General features: G+C 64.8%; 17 protein-coding genes and 1 pseudogene. 6 read left to right on the top strand and 12 right to left on the bottom strand.

Features of this window, described 5'->3' with window-relative positions; translation table 11 throughout:
- Window position 1 precedes the first annotated feature (1 nt).
- The 5 genes from ligD to ACLCGK_RS30585 are packed head-to-tail and all read left to right on the top strand — an operon-like array spanning window position 2 to window position 5,611.
- The gene (gene ligD / locus ACLCGK_RS30605) at window positions 2-2,494 is read left to right on the top strand and encodes a DNA ligase D (protein WP_410953541.1); all 2,493 of its coding nucleotides are present in this window, start codon (window positions 2-4) and stop codon (window positions 2,492-2,494) included.
- 54 nt (window positions 2,495-2,548) lie between these two features.
- Window positions 2,549-3,592 (top strand): acyl-CoA dehydrogenase, encoded by a 1,044-nt coding sequence (locus ACLCGK_RS30600; protein WP_410953540.1) that lies wholly within the window; start codon window positions 2,549-2,551, stop codon window positions 3,590-3,592.
- Window positions 3,589-4,344: a PIG-L deacetylase family protein gene (locus tag ACLCGK_RS30595; RefSeq protein ID WP_410953539.1), complete on the top strand. Its 756-nt coding sequence runs from the start codon at window positions 3,589-3,591 to the stop codon at window positions 4,342-4,344. Before ACLCGK_RS30600 ends, ACLCGK_RS30595 begins: the two co-directional genes overlap by 4 nt.
- Window positions 4,345-4,355: 11 nt before the next feature.
- Complete coding sequence (locus ACLCGK_RS30590) at window positions 4,356-4,955, top strand: class I SAM-dependent methyltransferase (protein ID WP_410953538.1); 600 nt, start codon at window positions 4,356-4,358, stop codon at window positions 4,953-4,955.
- Complete coding sequence (locus tag ACLCGK_RS30585) at window positions 4,952-5,611, top strand: glycosyltransferase (protein WP_410953537.1); 660 nt, start codon at window positions 4,952-4,954, stop codon at window positions 5,609-5,611. The genes ACLCGK_RS30590 and ACLCGK_RS30585 overlap by 4 nt, the downstream gene beginning before the upstream one ends.
- Before the next feature lie 213 nt (window positions 5,612-5,824).
- On the opposite strand, the gene ACLCGK_RS30580 is transcribed toward ACLCGK_RS30585, so the two are convergent.
- The 12 genes and pseudogenes from ACLCGK_RS30580 to ACLCGK_RS30525 all read right to left on the bottom strand — a co-directional run bounded on the left by ACLCGK_RS30580 (window position 5,825) and on the right by ACLCGK_RS30525 (window position 16,942).
- Window positions 5,825-6,646 carry a Ku protein gene (locus ACLCGK_RS30580; RefSeq protein ID WP_410953536.1) on the bottom strand — a complete coding sequence of 274 codons (822 nt, stop codon included), beginning with the start codon at window positions 6,644-6,646 and terminating at the stop codon, window positions 5,825-5,827.
- A 74-nt stretch (window positions 6,647-6,720) separates the two neighbouring features.
- Complete coding sequence (locus ACLCGK_RS30575) at window positions 6,721-7,626, bottom strand: SDR family oxidoreductase (RefSeq protein WP_410953535.1); 906 nt, start codon at window positions 7,624-7,626, stop codon at window positions 6,721-6,723.
- Between the two features lie 200 nt (window positions 7,627-7,826).
- Complete coding sequence (locus ACLCGK_RS30570) at window positions 7,827-8,735, bottom strand: hypothetical protein (RefSeq protein WP_410953534.1); 909 nt, start codon at window positions 8,733-8,735, stop codon at window positions 7,827-7,829.
- 408 nt (window positions 8,736-9,143) lie between these two features.
- Window positions 9,144-9,731: a nucleosidase gene (locus ACLCGK_RS30565; RefSeq protein ID WP_196181557.1), complete on the bottom strand. Its 588-nt coding sequence runs from the start codon at window positions 9,729-9,731 to the stop codon at window positions 9,144-9,146.
- Window positions 9,732-9,787: 56 nt separating this feature from the next.
- A complete protein-coding gene (locus ACLCGK_RS30560) occupies window positions 9,788-10,894 on the bottom strand; it encodes a carboxylate-amine ligase (RefSeq protein WP_322263878.1) in 1,107 nt (368 codons plus the stop codon).
- A 6-nt stretch (window positions 10,895-10,900) separates the two neighbouring features.
- Window positions 10,901-11,854, bottom strand: coding sequence for a methyltransferase (locus ACLCGK_RS30555; RefSeq protein WP_410953533.1), 954 nt, complete (start codon window positions 11,852-11,854; stop codon window positions 10,901-10,903).
- The gene (locus ACLCGK_RS30550) at window positions 11,854-13,188 is read right to left on the bottom strand and encodes an iron-containing redox enzyme family protein (RefSeq protein WP_410953532.1); all 1,335 of its coding nucleotides are present in this window, start codon (window positions 13,186-13,188) and stop codon (window positions 11,854-11,856) included. The genes ACLCGK_RS30555 and ACLCGK_RS30550 overlap by 1 nt, the downstream gene beginning before the upstream one ends.
- Before the next feature lie 21 nt (window positions 13,189-13,209).
- Complete coding sequence (locus ACLCGK_RS30545; RefSeq protein WP_410953531.1) at window positions 13,210-13,407, bottom strand: hypothetical protein; 198 nt, start codon at window positions 13,405-13,407, stop codon at window positions 13,210-13,212.
- 60 nt (window positions 13,408-13,467) lie between these two features.
- Window positions 13,468-13,587: pseudogene (locus ACLCGK_RS30540) on the bottom strand (general stress protein); the annotation flags it as partial.
- A gap of 205 nt (window positions 13,588-13,792) precedes the next feature.
- Window positions 13,793-15,076, bottom strand: coding sequence for an NTP/NDP exchange transporter (locus tag ACLCGK_RS30535; protein ID WP_410953530.1), 1,284 nt, complete (start codon window positions 15,074-15,076; stop codon window positions 13,793-13,795).
- Between the two features lie 4 nt (window positions 15,077-15,080).
- Window positions 15,081-15,989 carry an aldo/keto reductase gene (locus tag ACLCGK_RS30530; protein WP_410953529.1) on the bottom strand — a complete coding sequence of 303 codons (909 nt, stop codon included), beginning with the start codon at window positions 15,987-15,989 and terminating at the stop codon, window positions 15,081-15,083.
- Between the two features lie 89 nt (window positions 15,990-16,078).
- Window positions 16,079-16,942, bottom strand: coding sequence for a Dyp-type peroxidase (locus ACLCGK_RS30525; RefSeq protein ID WP_013972645.1), 864 nt, complete (start codon window positions 16,940-16,942; stop codon window positions 16,079-16,081).
- A gap of 184 nt (window positions 16,943-17,126) precedes the next feature.
- Between ACLCGK_RS30525 and ACLCGK_RS30520 the strand changes: the two genes are divergently transcribed.
- On the top strand, window positions 17,127-18,020 hold the full coding sequence (locus ACLCGK_RS30520; protein WP_025339072.1) for a bile acid:sodium symporter family protein: 894 nt from the start codon (window positions 17,127-17,129) through the stop codon (window positions 18,018-18,020).
- Window positions 18,021-18,102 lie beyond the last annotated feature (82 nt).

The raw sequence follows: 18,102 nt of genomic DNA, 5'->3' as shown, positions 1-18,102 counted from the left end.
CATGGCCAAGCCCCTGCAGGAATATGCGCGCAAGCGCGACTTCAATGCCACGCCCGAGCCCAGCGGCAAGCGCAGCCGTGGCAAACGGGCCCACGCGCTGCAGTACTGCATCCAGAAGCACGATGCCAGCCACCTGCACTACGACTTCCGCCTGGAACTCGATGGCACGCTGAAAAGCTGGGCCATCCCCAAAGGGCCGTCGCTGGACCCCAAGGTGCGCCGCCTGGCCGTGCACGTGGAGGACCACCCGCTGGACTACGCCGACTTCGAAGGCCATATCCCCGAAGGGCATTACGGCGCGGGCGACGTGATCGTCTGGGACCGGGGCATCTGGGAGCCCGAAGGTGATGCGCATGAGGCCTATGCCAAGGGCAAACTGCGTTTCCGCCTGCAAGGCGAAAAGCTCGGCGGTGTATGGAACCTGTTCCGCACCCACCTGGCCGGCAAGAAGGAGCAGTGGATGCTGGTCAAGTCGCACGACGGCCTGGCGCGCAGCGAAGCCGACTACAGCATCGTCGACGCCCAGCCCGACAGCGTGCTCAGCGACCGCACGCTGGTGCCGCGCAAGCCGACAGCAAAAAAGGCCGCCGCGCCACGTCGCAAAGCCGCCAGCAAAGGCCGGAAGGTGCCGTTGCCGGCGCAGCTGCAGCCACAACTGGCGACCTTGGTCGACTCCCCGCCCAGTGGCGACTGGCGCTACGAGGTCAAGTTCGACGGTTACCGCATCCTTGCCCGCATCGACGGTGATGACGTGCGCCTGTTCACCCGCAATGGCCATGACTGGAGCGGCAAGATGCCCAGGCAGGTTGCCGCTTTGCGTGCGCTGGGCCTCGATTCGGCCTGGCTCGATGGCGAGGTGGTGGTGGCTGGCGAAGACGGCGCGGCGGACTTCCAGGCGCTGCAGAACGCTTTCGACACCGAGCATGACGAGCACATCACCTATTACCTGTTCGACTTGCCCTTCCTGGGCGGCCAGGACCTGCGCCAATTACCGCTGCAGGACCGGCGCGACACCTTGCAGCGCTTGCTGGAACACAACGAATCGGACGTACTCAAGTACTCCGCCGACTTTGACCAGCCGGTCGAATCCCTGCTCGACAGCGCCTGCCGGCTGCAACTCGAAGGCCTGATCGGCAAGCGCGTCGACAGCCCCTACAGCGGCCGCCGCAGCCCCGACTGGATCAAGCTCAAGTGCAAGCAGCGCCAGGAGTTCGTGATCGTCGGCTACACCGACCCCAAAGGCAGCCGCAGCGGCTTTGGTGCCCTGCTGCTGGCCTTGCACGACAACGACAGCGGCGAGTTGCGCTATGCCGGCAAGGTCGGCACCGGCTTCAGTGCAACCACGCTGGCCAGCATCCATGCCCGGCTCAAACCATTGGAAACCGCCAAGCCGGCCCTGCCCAACCCGCCCACCGGGGCCGAAGCCCGGGGCGTGCACTGGCTGAAACCGCAACTGCTGGCCGAAGTCGCTTATGCCCAGATGACCCGTGACGGCATCGTGCGCCACTCGGTGTTCCACGGCCTGCGCGATGACAAACCGGCTACCGCCATCGACCTGGAGCGCAGCATGCCCGCCAAGACCCTGCCCAAGCGCAAGCAGGCCAAGGCCCCCGAGGCTTTGGGCGAGCTGCGCCTGACCCACCCCGAGCGGGTGGTCGACGCCACCAGCGGCGTTACCAAGCGCGAGGTCGCCGAGTACTACGCCGCAGTCAGCCAATGGATACTGCCCCAGCTCAAGAATCGCCCGGTGGCGCTGGTACGTGCACCGGACGGGCTGGCCGGGGAGCTGTTCTTCCAGAAGAACGCCGGCCAGTTGCATCTGCCCAACGTGCTCAGCTATGACAAGGCCGAGGCCGGCCAGGCGGCGATGGTCATCAATCGCGCCGACTCCTTGATCGGCGCAGTGCAGATGAACATGCTCGAACTGCACACCTGGAACGCCACCGACAAGGACTTCGACAAGCCCGACCGCTTCGTCCTCGACCTTGACCCGGACCCGGCGCTGCCGTGGAAGGCCATGCTGGAAGCCACCCAACTGGCCCTCACCTTGCTGGATGAACTGGGCCTGAAGGTGTTTCTCAAGACCAGTGGCGGCAAAGGCATGCACCTGGTAGTGCCCATGACCCGGCGTGCCAGCTGGGATGAGGTCAAGGCATTCAGCCACGGCATCGTCGATTACCTGGCCAGGTTGTTCCCCGACAGGCTCAGTGCCGTGTCCGGGCCCAAAAATCGCATCGGGCGCATCTTCATCGACTACCTGCGCAACGGCAAAGGCGCGACCACCGCCTGCGCGTATACCCTGCGCGCCCGCGAAGGCCTGCCGGTATCCGTGCCGATCTGGCGCGAGGAACTGCCGCAACTCAAGGGCGCCAACCAGTGGAACATCGGCAACGTGCTTGAACGCCTGGGCGATGTGGACGACCCCTGGGCCGATTATGGCAAGACCAGGCAATCGATCACCGTGGGCATGCGCAAGCAGCTGGGGCTGGCCTGATGACGACTTGCCTTCAGCGCTACGCCCGCAATGCCTCACCAAGGAGCCGAGCCCATGAGCATTGTCCAGGATTTTGACCTGACCAACCTCGATCGCCTGTTGCGAGCCTTCGGCGAGCGGCAGCAACCGCTCAACCTCGATACCCAGTTGCCGCAGCTGATTCAGGCACTGCAAGCCGACCACCTCGACCTGCTGCCCCTGCCTGGCCAGGGCAATACGCTACGGCGCTGGCAAACCCTCGCCCGGGTGGCTGGCTGTGACCTGGCCTTGGCCAAGCTGTACGAGGGCCACACCGACGCGTTGGCGATCCTTGCCGAATGCGCGGCTGCACACCACGCTGCCGAGGGTATATGGGGCGTGTGGGCCGCCGAACCGCCGGATGCCCGCGCCTGCATCGTCGCCCGTGATGGCGACCAGGTCCGCCTGGAGGGTCGCAAGGCCTGGTGTTCGGGCGCACTGCAGATCGACCGGGCGCTGGTCACGGCCTGGGACCAGCACGGCCAGCCCCAGCTGGTGGCCATCGAACTGTCCCATCCCAGCCAGGGCCTTGCCATAGACCGCTGGCAGGCCATCGGCATGGCCACCACCGCCAGTGTCGAAGTCGAATTCGACCACACCCCCGGCATCGCCATCGGCCGCCCCGGGCAATACCTGTCACGCCCCGGCTTCTGGCATGGCGGTGCTGGCATTGCAGCCTGCTGGTACGGCGCCGCCGAGGCATTGGCCGACTACCTGCGCGAACACTGCCGCAACCCCCGCCCCGACCCACATGCCGACGCTCACCTGGGCGCAGTCGACGCCGCCTTGTACGGCGCCAGGGCGGCACTGCGCGAATGCGCGGCATGGATCGACCGCCAGCCAGGCGCAAACGCCAGCTTCGAAGTGCGCCGCACCCGCGCCCAGGTGGAACAGGCCGTTGAACAGGTGATCCACCACGTTGGCCGTGCGCTGGGCGCCACTCCTTTCTGCCGTGACAACCACTTTGCCCGGCTGAGTGCCGACTTGCCCGTGTTCCTGCGCCAGAGCCATGCCGAGCGCGACCTGGCGGCGCTCGGGGAGCAGTTGGCAAAACAGCCGGCGGGAGTCTGGCAACTATGAGCGAGAACCTGATCCGGGCGAACAGCGGTACACCGTGGGCGGACTGGCAGCAGGCCGCGCACCTGGCCAGGGCCACCTGGATCACCCCTCAGCAATTGTGCCCGCCGGGCCGCCGCCTGGTGCTGCTGGCACCGCACCCCGATGACGAGATTCTCATGGCCGGTGGGCTGCTGGCGGGCTTCCACGGCCGGGAAGACGACCTGGTGCTGATTTCCGCCACCGATGGTGAAGCCAGTCACCCCGGCTCTACCCACTGGAGCGAACACCGCCTGCGCCGGCAAAGGCCACTGGAGAGCCGCCATGCCCTGCAACAGCTTGACCTCGACCTCGGCCGCCTGGACTGGCGGCGGCTCCACCTCAAGGACGGCGCGTTGCCACGTGACGAGGCGTTTCTACTCAACCACCTGAGCCAGTTGCTCAGGCCTGACGACCTGCTGATGGCTACCTGGAGCGGCGATGGCCACTGTGACCACGAAGCAGTAGGCCGGGCTGCCGCGCAGGCGGCCCGGATGCGCAAGGTGCAATGCCTTGAGGTACCCGTGTGGGCGTGGCACTGGGCACGACCGGACGACCCGCGTCTGCCGTGGCCGCGTGCCCACCGCATTCAGCTGGACGAGGCCAGCCTGGCCCGCAAGCGCAAGGCCCTGGCCGCCCATGTCAGCCAACTCGAACCGGACGGCCAGCGCCCGCCCGTACTGCCGCCGAACTTGCTGGATTGTCTGCTGCAACCTTTCGAACTGGTGTTCCTGTAAATGGAGTTGTCATGAGCCTCGACCCACAGTATTTCGCCGACCTGTACGCCACCAGTGAAGACCCTTGGGCCTTTCGCACCCGCTGGTACGAAAAGCGCAAGCGCGAGCTGGTCATGGCCTGCCTGCCGCGCCAGTGCTACCAGCGCGTGTTCGAGCCCGCTTGCGCCAATGGCGAGCTCAGCGCCTTGCTGGCCGAGCGTTGTGCCAACCTGGTGTGCCAGGACCTGGCCCCTACTGCGGTAGCGCTGGCCGGTGAACGCTTGGCTGGGCTGCGCAATGTCTCGGTGGAACTGGCGCGGCTGCCGGCGGACTGGCCAGGTGGGCGTTTCGACCTGATCGTGCTGAGCGAGGTGGGTTACTACCTCGACCCGACCGACTGGTTGCAGGTGATCGAACAGTCGGTGGCCAGCCTGACCTACGACGGCGGGCTGCTGGCCTGCCACTGGAAGCATCCCATCGCCGGCTGCCCGCAGGACGGGCGTGAAGTGCACCGCATGCTGGCCCGGCACCTTCCGCTGTATCTGCAGTTCCAGCATGACGAGGCGGACTTCTTGCTGGAGTACTGGTCCTCTCAGCCCAGCGTGGTCGACCTCGATGAGACCTGCCCATGATTGCCGTGGTGATCCCGGCCCACAACGAGGCCCGGCGCCTTGGGCGCTGCCTGCGGGCAGTACTGGCTGCCGCCCTGCAGGCGCAGCAGGCGGGGCACCAGGTGGAGGTGCTGGTGGTGCTGGACCGCTGCAGCGATGGCAGTGCCGCCGTGGCAAGGCGTTTCGGTGTACAGGTGCTGACCGTGGATGCCGGCAACGTCGGTATGGCCCGCCGGGTGGGCGCGGCATACATGCTCGAGCGCGGCGCGCAGTGGCTGGCGTGCACCGATGCCGACAGCCGGGTGCCGGCGCACTGGCTGCTGTCGCAACTGGCCTGCAGGGCCGAGGTAGTGTGCGGCACGGTGCACGTCGAGTACTGGCAACCCTGGCAGACAGCGGCCTTGCGCAAGCTGTACCACAGCCGTTACCAGGCACATGAGGGGCATCGGCATGTGCATGGAGCCAATCTGGGGGTTTGTGCCGACGCCTATGGTCGTGTGGGCGGCTTCCAGCCACTGGCGGCGCATGAGGATGTGCAACTGGTCAGCGACCTGCAGGCCAGTGGTGCGCAGATCGTATGGACAGCCAGGCACAGCGTGGCCACCAGCAGCCGGCGCGACAGCCGCGCCCGCGAAGGGTTTGGCGATTATCTGGCGGGGTTGCAGACACAGATCTGATGCTGATTCGCAAGCGGCGCGTACCCTGTGGGAGCACCTGTCTTGCTCGAATCCTAAAAGTTGGCGCGATCCCTGTGGGAGCGGCTTTAGCCGCGAAGAATTCAACGCGGTGCATGGCACCGGCTGCGCCGGTGTTCGCGGCTAAAGCCGCTCCCACAGGGGCCCCGCGTTATAAACAGTTCCATGTGAGCTGGCTTGCGGGGACGATCCCTTTCACGACGCCTTGCGTGTCTTCTTCGCCGGCTTCTTGCCACCGAGGCTGCGCTTGAGCAGTTCGGTGAGGTCGAGGATGTCCGCGCCTTTCCCTGCTTCCGTCGCCTCGCCCTTCTCCACGGTCTCGATCTTGCCCTTGCTGGCCTTTTCTTCCACCAGGTCCATGATGGTCTGGCGGAAGGCATCGTGGTAATCCGCAGGCTTCCACTGCCCGCTCATGTCTTCGACCAACCGCTTGGCCATGTCCAGTTCGCGCTTGTCCACCTTGGCCTCGGTGACGCTGCTGTCCAGCTCCAGCGTTTCCAGCCCACGCACTTCTTCGGGCCAGCGCAAGGTTATCATCACCAGCGCATCATCCAGCGGCCGCAACAACGCCAGGTGCTGGCGGGTGTGCAGCACTACCGTGGCCAGCGCCACCTTGCCGGTCTTCGCCAGGGTTTCGCGCAGCAAGGCGTATACCTTGCCGCCACGGCGGTCGGGGGTAAGGTAATACGGCGTGTCGAAGTGCTGCAGCGGGATCTCGCCAGCCTCCAGGAAGGAGAAGATATCGATCGTCTGGGTCGCCTCGGGCCGGGCCTTGCGGATTTCCTCCTCGCTGATCACCACATAGCGGCCCTTCTCGAACTCGACGCCCTTGACGATGTTGTCCTTGTCGATTTCCTTGCCAGTGACCTTGTTCACCCGCTTGTAGCCGACCGGCTCCATGCTGCGCTTGTCGAGCCAGTCGAAATCGACCCGCTCGGTGCGCACCGCGGTATTGAGGGCCACGGGAATATGCACGAGGCCGAAACTGATGGCGCCTTTCCAGATTGCCCTAGCCATTGAAGGTGCTCCCAGGGTTGCCTGCCAATACCTGAATCGACTGCAACGGGCGGCGAAGGTTTAGCCGCCCCGCCCTACGGCAGCGGGTTGCCGCCGGTCACGCCGAACACCTCACCGGTGATGTAGCTGGACTCCTGGCTGGCCAGTAACACATACACCGGCGCACACTCGGCGGGTTGCCCCGGTCGCTTCATCGGCGTTTGTGCGCCGAACTCGGGGATTTTCTCCGGCGGTTGGCCGCCACTGGGCTGCAACACGGTCCAGATGGGCCCCGGGGCCACGGCATTGACCCTGATGCCGCGCTCGATCACCTGCTTGGCCAAGGCCTTGGTGAAGGCGACGATCGCGGCCTTGGTGGTGGCATAGTCGAGCAAGGTGGCCGAAGGCTGGTAGGACTGGATCGAGGCGGTGTTGATGATGGTCGCCCCCGCCGGCATCAGCGGCACGGCCGCCTGGCACAGCCAGAACAGCGCGTAGACGTTGGTTTTCAGGGTGTGGTCGAACTGCTCGTGGCTGATCTGGCTGATGTCCTTGCGCGCCTCCTGCTTGCCGGCGACGTTGACCAGGATGTCCAGGCCGCCGAGCTGCTCGTGGGCCTGGTCGACCAGTTCCTTGCAGAACTGCTCGTCCTTCAGGTCACCGGCAAGGGCCACCACCTTGCGGCCTTCGGCTTCGATCAGCTTGATGACTTCGCGGGCATCGGGTTGTTCGATGGGCAGGTAATTGAGTGCAATGTCGGCACCTTCGCGGGCGAAGGCAATGGCCACTGCCCGGCCGATGCCCGAGTCTGCGCCGGTGATCAGCGCCTTGCGCCCCGCCAGGCGGCCAAAGCCCTTGTAGGTGGTTTCGCCGTGGTCTGGTTCGGGCTGCATGTTGGCGTCCAGCCCTGGTGCTGGCTGGCCTTGGGCCGGGAACGGAGGGTGCGGGTACTGGGTCAGCGGGTTCTGCATGCTGAACTGGTCGTGCGGTTTGCTGGGCATGGGGGCCACTCCTCTGGTGAAACCGGTGTTGGCCCATTCGCGGGCTTGCCCGCTCCCACAGGTATTGAAACTGGTGGTAGTCCTGTGGGAGCGGGCAAGCCCGCGAAGGCCGTTCTACCGATTTCGAGGTAAACCGCCATCGATGGTTTTTTCCGACTGGCCCAAACACTGACCAGCGGTCGATACGTCACTCAAAGTGACTAGTTCCGTACCTCAGCTGCGTCGACATCCGGCGCATCCGGTGCATCTGGCGCGTCTGGAGCATCTGGCGCGTCGTCCACATCCGCCCTTGCAGCGTCTCTGGCTGCATTGGCAGCGACTTTGGCTTCGTCCCTGGCGGCATCTGCCGTAGCCCTGGCAGCATCTCTGGCGGCATCAGCTTCGTCTCTGGCTGCGTCGCGGGCAGCATCTGCCGCGGCCCTGGCAGCGTCTCTGGCTTCATCTGCGCCGGCTACGCCAGCAGCTTTTGCGGCGTCGCGGGCTGCATCCGCCTCGGCTCTGGCAGTGTCTCTGGCGGCATCTGCAGTAGCTTTTGCCGCATCCCGGGCGGCATCTGCTTCAGCCCTTGCAGCGTCTCTGGCTGCATCAGCATCGTCTCGGGCTGCGTCCCTGGCGGCATCTGCCGCATCGTTGTCGTTGTCGTTGTCGTTGTCATGCGCATCGCCTGGGCCTCTGCCGGCCATGCCACCATGGTCACCATCGCCGGCCCCCGGGCCACCATGGCCGCCATGACCGCCACCGCCGTCACCGCCGTCACCGCCGTCACCGCCGTGACCACTGCCTCCGCCACCGCTGCCACCGCTGCCACCGCTGCCACCACCGTGACCGCCACCGCCTCCAGAGCCACCGCTGCCACCACCGTGACCACCGCCGCCTCCAGAACCACCGCTGCCACCACCGTGACCGCCGCCGCCTCCAGAACCACCGCTGCCACCACCGTGACCGCCGCCACCTCCAGAGCCACCGCCACCGCCGCTGCCGCCGCCGCCGCTGCCACCGTCTTTGGCATACACGCTGGAGAAACTACCGATGTAGTCGGGCACCAGGACGGTCGAGGCCGACAGGACGCCACCTATTGCCACTGCCAACAAACATTTCTTGAGCAACATGATGCACCTCCGCTTGGAGTTGCGTCGTCATCTCCGTATCGAACGCAATGACCAATGAGTTCGCAACCGCCCATGGAGCGGACAGCCAACCGGCGCGGCCAGAGATCTGCAGTGTCAACGAGCAGCTTCGGTTTACGCACGATCCTTCAGAGCCAGTCAGCATCTTTGCGTGGGAAATATTCCCACATATTAAGACTAGTACTGTCTGCCTGAGTTCAAAGGACCGAATATCAGGCCAAGGCACGTTGTGAGACTGTTGGGGCCGCTTTGCGGCCCTTCGCGGCGGTTCGGCGTCCCGACGTGCCCGCTCCCACAGGTTTGGTGCCATGCTCAGGATATGCGCGGTTCCTGTGGGAGCGGGCACGTCGGGACGCCGAACCGCCGCGAAGGGCTGCAAAGCAGCCCCAATCAGGCCTGGCTGAACAGCACCTGCCTGAAAGCCTCAGCCGCCAGGTGTACCTGCACCGCCCAGTCCTGCGCCGCGTCACTGCCGGCATCATCGGAAATGTATTTCAGGCACACGAACGGGATGCCTTCGCTGCGTGCGATCAGCGCCAGCACGTAGGCTTCCATGTCGACCACGTCATAGGGTGCATCGCCATGGTTGATCTCGAAGCTGTCGCCACTGCCGCAGGTTTCCAGGGCCAGGCCGGGGATTTGCGCCCCATGCTCCAGCACCACCGGGATGTCCGACAAAGGTGTCTGGTAACGGGCGAAGCCCAGTGGGGTCACATCCATGTCGCGCTGCACGAAGCGGGTGCAGCACACCACCTCGCCCTTGCCATGGCGCTGGCTGCCGGCCGAGCCGAGGTTGACGATCAGCCTGGGCCGGCGCGCGGCAATGGCCTTGGTCAGGGCGATGGCGGCATTGACCTTGCCGATGCCGGTAAACACGGTATTGACGTCAGCGAATACATCGCCGGCCTCGGCTTCGAGGGCGAAGACAAACAACGTGTCGTCCAGGGAAATGTCGGGGAATTGCTTGATCAGCATCATGGCGCAGGTGGTTCCGGGTGGCTGCGAAAGGCGCGGCCATTTTCGGTCAACCCCGGCTAATTGCAAGCCCCGGCGGCCACCACGGCTCGTAATGCCTGCGCCCTGCCCAAGCCTGCAGCGCTGGCCTGGGCCAGGCATTGCAGCTGCTGGTCGGCATGGGTGCCATCGCGCAGCAGGCGTTGTGCATGCAGGAAGGCGCGTTCGGCGTCTACAGTGTCGATCGGCAACTGTTCCTGCAACTGGGCCAACCAACCTGCGGCCGTGACCGGCTGCTGCTCATGCAGGCCAATGAACTCGCCCTGGCGCCCATGGCGCATGGCGCGCCAGTAGTTTTCCTGGGTGATCCAGCGCTGCTCTCGGTTGCAGGCGGACGAGTCGTGCCGGTACACGATGCTGTGCTCGACCAAGTGACGAAATAGCGCGGCGATGCACAGCGCGTCCTCCAGCCGCGGGCAGCCATCGCAGATGCGCAGTTCGACCGTCGGGAAGCGCCGTGAAGGCCGGATCGCCCACCAGAAGTCGCCATCCGCGGCCAGCGACCCTGTGCGTTGCAGCAATGCACGGTAGCGCTCGTAGGCTGCCCAGTCCGGCAAAGGCTCGGGCAAACCCATGTGCGGCCACTCCCCGCAAATTACCCGCCGGTAGCTCATGTAGCCGGTGCACTGGCCTGCCCACAGCGGGGATGACGTGCTCAGCACCAGCAACAGAGGCAGCCAGCCCAGTACACGGTTGATCAATTGGATGCGGTCGCAACCTGGCGGTACGCCCACGTGAACATGCAGGCCGTTGAGCAGGCTACGCCGCGCCACATGCCGGTAGTCAGCGAACAGTTGCTGGTAATGCGCAGGGGTTGCAGGTTTCTGACGCAGCCAGGCGGCATTGGGGTGGCTTGCCGCGCCGTACAGGCCCATGCCCTCTTCGGCCAGCGCTGTGTTCAGCCGCTGGCGGCTGTGCTGGAAGAACTCGCGTGCCTCGAACAGGTTGGCGAACACCGGCGAGGCCACCTCGATCTGGCTGCGGAACATTTCCTGGGCAAAATGCTGGCCCAGCGCCTTGCGACAACGCCCGAGCACGGCTGGCGAAGGTGTGGCTGGCACCTGCCCCGTGTCCAGGTTCACCAGCAGGTATTCTTCCTCGATGCCGAACGTGCAGGGTCGGGCCATGCTGCCTCAGCTGTTGCGGGTGACTGTGAGCACCACCGCGGCGATGCGCTCGACCTGCTCGTAACCGGGTTCGTTCAGTTGCTCGCCAAACACGTCCGGGTCGATTTCCCGATATACCCAGGACCATTCCGGGCCCGCCAGGCGCAGGCGAATGGCTTCGAGCAAGGCATCACGGCCTTCGACTATCGCCACGCCGGTATACAACAGTAGCGAGCCCCCTGAGCCGAGCCGCTCGCAAGCTTGCTCGACGATACGCAGCGAAAGCTGCGCGCCGAGCGAACCCCCGCCATGCCGATAGGTACGTTGGCAGGCATCCAGCATGTACGGCGGGTTGGCAACGATAAGGTCGAACAGCCCGGTAATGCCGTCGAGCAGGTCACTGGGTTCCACGGAAACATTGCTCAAGCCCGCCAATGCCGCGTTGATCGCGGTGTAACGCAGCGCGAGCGGGTTGATATCCACGGCGCTGACATGGGCATGGGGCGCCGCGCGGGCGATCAGCAAGGCGCCGACACCCGTGCCGCACCCGATATCCACGGCATGCTCGACGCGCTTGGGGGTGCGTTGCAGGTGATCGTGAATCACTTGGGCGAAACGGTAACTGTCGGGGCCGAGAAACACTGCGTCGGTTTCCTCGGTGGGGTAAGCAGAGTGCAGCAGCAGCAGGTCGTCGATCGTGGACCAGCGCACGGTGCTGATCAGCAGTTCTCCGTGCTGCTTGAGCCCCTGAGCCCGCCGCATCTGGTCCAGCTCATCGGCAGAAACCAATGACGAACGGAACGGACGGTTCCAGCCGAACACATCGCGCACTGTCCTGGCTTGCCCGGCTTGCGGGCGCGCATTCACGCGAGCATGGGTTGCCGGGGTGACGCAGGTGAAGCGGTAGCCGTCGGCGCGCAGGCGCCTGCCCAATTGCAGCATTGCCTGGTCAGCCTGGATTTGTTGTGGATCGAGCAGCATCAGCGGGTTACCTCCTGATTCAGGCCGGTAGCACGCAAGTAGCGCCGGGTGGCCAGCAACCCTTCCGGTGTCGCATGACGGTTACCGGACATCGTGTCGATCAACGTCTGGATATCGGCGTCCGGGGCAGGAGTCGTGAGCGTATCATCCGATTCCACCTGCACCTCCCAGCTGCCAGGCAGCACGCGACGCCCGCGGGCTTGCAAGCCTGCAGCGATCCAGTCGTGCCATAGCTGTTTTTCATACGCCGTGAACACGCCATACATCGGTGCCGAGGGGCCATCGATGAGTCCCCACCAGCGGCTGTTGGCGGGTGCTTCACCACGGCGGATCCAGCCCTGTGCCTGCAACGCTTGCAGAAACGCGGGCATGGCACCGGGCTCGGCCAGCCATTGGTTGACGGTGCGTTTTTGCAAGCGGCAATGGTCGGAATGCATGAATTGGCCAAAATTGCGCTTGCGCTCCAATGCCGACAGCAGCTCGGATTCAAGATCGAAGCTGCTGATCAGGCTGGGTGTATCAAGCCCCAGGTCATTCAAGCGGTACCCGCTGCGCACCCGCTGGTAGAACTGGCCAGCGTCGTCGACCGGGCAGAGTTGGCGTAGCGCCTGGATGGACAGATGCGCATGCCCGCTGGCCGCGTTGTCGATGGTCACATGAAGCTGGAAATAATGGCCATCGATGCCCACTTCCGCCAGTTCGTAAGTGGTAATCAGCAAATGCAACGGTGGTTGTTCATAGCCCAGGTTGTAGCCGATCAGCTCGGGAAGAAAATCATCGCCATGGCGCCCCAATGCCAACTGCAAGGCACCTTGCAGGTAACGCTGGTCGTCCAGTTCAGTCAGGCCCAGGCAACCCAGCCGGCTCAACAGCCGTTGGTAGATCAGCACATGGTTGCAGCGCGGATCACCGCCACCCAGTTCTTCCAGGTAGGTGCGAATCAGGCCGTGATAGCGCGGATCGCCCCAGTGGCGCAAGGTGCTGTGCAGCCATGCCCCGTCCACTGCCTTGGTGGGCGCCACTTGTTGCAGGAACCACAACGCCTGGGCGCGGTTGGCAAAGTAGCGCCGAGGTGCGCCTTGGCGGCGTTGTTCGAGGTAACTGGCATAGGCTTCGGCCACCTGGCTTGCATGGCCAGCGCTCCAGGCTTCCAGCTGCGCAGGATCGGCAGGCAGGTCATCCGGCAAACGCTGCGCGCGTGCCAATTGTTCGCTCAGCCAGGCTGCGCTCGTGGTGTCGTGGCTCACGAGCAGCTTGTGGTAACGCTCCTTCAGGCTTGGCCCATTTGCCGAAGCCGGTATCACCGCGCCGGTCTTGCGGGTCATTACCGTCATGCCGTAGTCCTTGTCCGCGTTTTATTGGCTGGGTTTCTGCCCGGGCATCGGTTCAGGGGCCGGCGCCGGCTGGGTAGCGGGTTTGTCGCCGGGTTGCTGCATCTGCAGTGGAGGTTTGCTTTGGTCGGCATCCTTTGCCGGGTGGTCGTCATCCCGGTCGAAACAGCCACCCAGCAAGCCAAGCGTGCCCACCAGCGCTATGAGAGGGATCAATCGCATGGGGTTCTCCTCATGTGCAGAATCGCAGTGCCCGATCACCCGGGCACTGCGCAGGCTCACTTACGAACGGCCGCCCTTGCGGTCCGATTCGCTGGTACGGCCACCACCGGATTGCTGGCCACCCTTGCGCCCAGCTTCGGAGGCTTTTTCGCGGTCATTGGCAAAGTTGCCCGGGTTCTTGTTGCCACCCTGGCTGCCTTGCTGGTTGCCGGTGCGGCTGTTCTCTTTGTTGGCCATGGTCTTAAACCTCGTATGACTTGGGAATGCACGGCATTACCCGCCGTACACCTGTTGGGAGTTCGGTCATTTCGGCGGATTCGGTTTAATGCGAAGCGTTCGGACCAGCGGCATTAAATAAGCGGCATCAGCATATTTGGCGCGCCTGTCAGTCGCGCGATGTGCTATCCAGGCGTGCCTGTCGCTTTCCCAGCAAACCTCCGGTCATCGCCCAGCCCAAAGCCATCAGCGTACCGATCAACATCGCCAGTTGCGGGTACTCGCCCATCACATCCAGCCCCCGCTTGACCCAGCCACTGAGCGCGTCACCGCCGCGGTAGACCACGGTGTCGATGAAGTTCTTGGCCTTGTACTTGTCCTCGGCGGGCAGCACGGTGAACAGCATCTCCCGCCCCGGCCGCACCAGCGCGTACTCACCGGCCCGGCGCACCACCATCACCACCACGAACACGGCGAACACCGGGGCCAGTGCCAGCCCCAGGAAGCCCGCAGCCATCACCAGCGGCACCGCCACCAGCAGCACACCCACCCCCAGCCGGCGGGCCAGCCGACCGGTGAGGAACACCTGGGTGAGGATGGCCAGGGCCTGTACCACGCTGTCGATCAGGCCGAACACCTGGGTTTGCCGGGTACGGTCGGTAAAGGTTTCGCTGACGATGCGTGCCTGCTCGAAATACAGGAAGGTACTGACACTGGCGAGCAACACCACGAACAAGGCAATGCCCAGCAGGTAGGGCGAGCGCAGTACGGCAGTGGCACCGGCAAACGGGTTGCCGCCCAGTGGCCGGGAATCCGCCCGCTCGGCTTGCGCCGGTAGAGGGTTGAGCTTTCGCCAGCGTTGCAGGTACAACGTAGCGCCAATGCTGCCCAAAAGAAGCGCTGCGGCCAGCACCAGCAAGCCGGCATGGCCCAGCGGCGCTACCAGCAGCGTGCCCAGGATGGGGCCGCTGAGCCCACCCAGGCTGGCCCCGGCCGCCAGCAGGCCGAACAGGCGCTTGCCTTGTGCGGTGGAAAACAGATCGGCGAGTACGCTCCAGGCCAGCGATATGCTCAGCAGGTTGAACACCGACAGCCAGATGTAAAAGGCCCGCGCCGCCCATGAAGCTTCCGGATTGCGGGCGAACAGCACGGCGAACAGCAGCAGGTTGCTGGCGAAAAAGCCGTAGGTCCAGGGCAGGATGTGTCGGCGCTGCACCTTGGAGGCCAGCCAGCCAAACAGCGGCAGGCACGCCAGGGTGGCGATGAAAGTGCCGGTGAACAGCCATTGCAGGTTGTCCACGCCACCGGCGACGCCCATGGTTTCGCGCACCGGGCGCAACATGAAATAGCCAGTGAACAACAGGTAGAACAGCAGCAAACCGGCGATCACCGCTGGCCCTTCGCCGGGCTGGATGTTCAGCCCCTGGTCCAGGCGCCGCCGCCAGGCTGCCATGGTGTCAGGCAAACTGCTTGATCAGCGCCTGTTGCTGCGCCTGGGTCAGCAACGGCCCGTGCCCGGCCTTGAGCTGGTCAAGTTGGCGCTCGGGCCGGCTGGTCGCGGGGATGACCGTGGTCACCGCCGGGTGACTGATGGCGAACTTGAGAAACAGCTGCGCCCAGCTGCCGACACCCGCCTCTGCGGCCCAGCCGGGCAAGGCCTGGTCCTTCACCCGGGCGAACAGGCGGCCATCGTCGAACGCCCGGTTGACCAGCACGGCGACGCCCTTGTCCTGGCACAGCGGCAGCAGTTCGCGGGCGGCGTCGGGGGCATTGACCGAGTAGTTGATCTGGATGAAATCCAGCGGCTCGCTGCGCACGATGCGGGCTACCTCGTCCTGGCCACTGTTCAGGTAATGGGTGATGCCGACATAGCGGGTCTTGCCCTGCTGCTTCAATTCGCGGGCATAAGGCAGCTGGGTCTGCCAGTCGCGCAGGTTGTGGATCTGCAGCAAGTCGACCTTGTCGGTGCGCAGGCTCTCGAGGCTGGCGGCCCATTGCGCTTCGGCGTCTGCCCGGCTGTCGGCGGCGATCTTGGTAGCGATGAAGCATTGCCGGTGCCAGCCGCCCTCTTCCAGCAGCTGGCCGAGAATGCTGTCGGCGCCGCCGTAGTTTGGCGAGGTGTCGATAACCCGGCCACCGCCTTCGAAGAACGCCTGCAGTACAACTTTCAGCTGCTGGTACTGGGCAGAACCGGCTTGCACTTCGAAACTGCCGGAGGTACCGGCGCCGATCACCGGCAGCGCTTCACCGGTGCTCGGCACTTGGCGGGTCAGCAAACCCGCCGGGGCAGCGGCGTGCAACCAGGGGCTGGCGGCCAGCAAGCCCAAGGTGGCACCCGCACGTAGGACATCACGACGTGCGTACATGGAAAAGCTCCCGTCATGAAGCGGAAACTTTCAAGGCTAGCCGCTGCCCCCGGCTGCGTCCGGTGTTTCTGTATCTGGATGTTTAGCGATCAGGCTTGCAGCAACAGGCTCAGGTCGACACCCGTCTCGCTCATGGGCGGGCACCAGTAGTATCCACCGGTCAGTGGCCGGCTGAAGCGGTACAGGCCGTCGATGATGCCGTCCTCCAGGCCGCTCATGCGCCGCAGCTGCACCTCGAACGCATCGAAGCTGTGGCCCAGGGCCACGAAGGCCAGGCCAGCGCCGCGTTGGTCTGCCCAGGCCACCGAACGACGGACCATGAACGCTTCTGGTTCGAAACTTTCCTGGGCCGTGCGCTTGACGTGGGCGGACTCGGGGGCGTCGTCGAGCTCTTCGTTGTCGCTAAGGCGCCGGCCGATGATGTTGTCCTGGTCAGCCTGGGGCAGCGACTTGAAGTACTCCAGGTCGTGCTTCCACAGCTGGAACGCGGCAAAGCTGGAGCCATCGGCGCCAATTGCCGCCTGCACGGCCTCTTCGTCCACCGGGTTTTCGGTGCCGTCCTCATAGCCGGTCAGGTCATGGCCGCCACGGTGCAGGAAGCCATCGACGCTGTCGGCCAGGCGCAGGGCCGGAGCCAATGCCAGCTCAAGGGCCTGGGCCCGCAGCAGCAGGTCACCGCGCTCGTCGCCACGCAGCCACAGCCACAGGGCGTGTTGGGTGCTGGGGTTCTCCACTGCAGCATCCAGCTGAGGGAAGGCGCGCAAGCCAGGTACGTCACGGCCCAGGGCCTTGGCCAGCGGGGCGCCGACACCCAGGATCAACTGTTCGCCATCGACCTGCGGCAGCAAGGCATCCAGGGCGGCAGGCAGGGCCTCGGGCGACTGCAGGGAGAAGAACAGGTGACGGGCGTGGGCCGGCACCGGGGTGGCAAGCAGACCTTGCTGGAACGGCATGACAGGCTAATCCTCGGTAAAAACAGGAATGCTACTGCGCCTGCAGGCCTGCTGCAACGCGGCATACAGCCTCGCTGGGCGCTGCGCTCGGTAACAAACGGTTACCAAGGGCTGGCGTTTTGCGATTAGCTATCAATCAGGGCCGACCTACACTCCACCGGATCCTTCGCCCGAGAGACCGCCCATGACCGCCTCACCTTTGCTCACCGCTTTTCTGCCGCTGGCCCTGGGCATCATCATGCTCGGTCTCGGGTTATCGCTGACCCTGGCCGACTTTGCCCGCGTAGTGAAGTACCCCAAGCCGGTGGTGGTAGGCCTGGTTTGCCAGATCCTGCTGCTGCCGCTGGTGTGCTTCCTGATCGCCAACGGGTTTGGCCTGGAGTCGGCGCTGGCGGTGGGGCTGATGCTGCTGGCCGCCTCGCCGGGCGGCACCACGGCCAACCTGTTCAGCCACCTGGCCCATGGCGATGTGGCATTGAATATTACCCTGACGGCAGTCAACTCGCTGATCGCGATCCTGACCATGCCACTGCTGGTGAACCTGTCGCTGAGCTGGTTCATGGCATCGGACCAGGCCATACCGCTGCAGTTTGCCAAGGTGATGCAGGTGTTTGCCATCGTCCTGCTGCCGGTGGCGCTGGGCATGCTGGTTCGCCGCTTTGCGCCCGCTTTCGCCGCGCGCATGGAGAAGCCGATGAAACTGGTGGCTGCGTTGTTCCTGGCGTTCACCATCGTCCTGGCGCTGGCCAAGGACTGGCAGACCGTGGTTGCCTACGCGCCGGTGGTGGGCCTGGCCGCGCTGCTGTTCAACCTGCTGAGCCTGAGCGTGGGCTACTGGGTACCGCGCCTGCTGAACATTCCCAAGCGCCAGGCGATTGCGATCGGCATGGAGATCGGCATCCATAACGGCACCTTGGCGATTGCCCTGGCATTGAGCCCTTCGCTGCTGAACAACGCCACCATGGCAGTGCCGGCGGCGCTGTACAGCCTGATCATGTTCTTCACCGCGGCGGCGTTTGGCTGGTGGGTGAGCCGCGGGCATGTGGCGGCGCAGCCCAAGGGTGAAACAGTGAACTGAGGCAAGTTCCCTGTGGGAGCGGGGGGGGGGGAGGAAAACACACCAAACAATAGACCCCCCCATCCCTCCCTTCCCTTCCTTC

The organism is Pseudomonas sp. S1(2024) (genome assembly GCF_046557535.1).
This window is presented reverse-complemented; position numbering and strand designations above follow the sequence as displayed.